Genomic DNA, 725 nt, shown 5'->3' on the forward strand with positions numbered 1-725 from the left:
ATGAGGTTTATGGTGCTCCGCGGATCACCGCAGAACTTACCGAGCGCTACCACATTGCGCTTAACCGTAAGACTGTGGCTAAACGAATGCGCATGATGAGCATTGAAGGGATTTCACCGCGGGCCTTTGTCCCAGTGACAACGGTCCAAGCCAAACGTAAGTCCACGCTTCCTGACCTGGTCAAGCGCATGTTTGATACTGGTGAGCTCAACCGAGTGTGGATGTCGGATATTACCTACCTGCGCACTGCTGAAGGCTGGTTGTATCTGTGTGCAGTCCGCGATGGCCATTCCCGCAGGGTACTGGGCTGGGCTATGGATAGCGTTCAAGATACATACCTGGTCGAACGGGCCCTGCGGATGGCGCATACGCTGCGCGGTGATGTTCCTGATGGGCTGGTGTTTCACGCTGACCGCGGAACGCAATTTACCAGTGAGAAGCTCTGGGAAGTTTGCCGCAACCTGGGCATTGCTCAGTCTGTGGGGCGTACTGGTGTGTGCTTCGATAACGCGATGGCCGAGTCATTCTGGTCAACGCTTAAAACCGAGTTCTACGACCGTAAGCGCTGGGCGACCCGTGATGCTGCACGCAAGGCCGTTGCCTACTGGATTGAAGTCGTCTACAACCGCCGGCGCCGACACTCCGCACTCGGTATGGTAAGCCCCGTCGACTTCGAGAACCACATTGGTCTAACCACCAGCAGAAAAGAAATAGCTGCCTAACCA

Annotated in this window: 1 protein-coding gene; it reads left to right on the plus strand. The window is 55.7% G+C overall.

Annotated elements, in window-relative coordinates:
• On the plus strand, positions 1-722 hold a 722-nt coding region (locus HMPREF2781_RS07435; RefSeq protein ID WP_168163684.1), incomplete at its 5' end, for an IS3 family transposase.
• Positions 723-725: the final 3 nt, after the last annotated feature.

The organism is Corynebacterium sp. HMSC062A03 (genome assembly GCF_001811145.1).
GTDB classification, from domain to species: Bacteria; Actinomycetota; Actinomycetes; order Mycobacteriales; family Mycobacteriaceae; genus Corynebacterium; species Corynebacterium aurimucosum.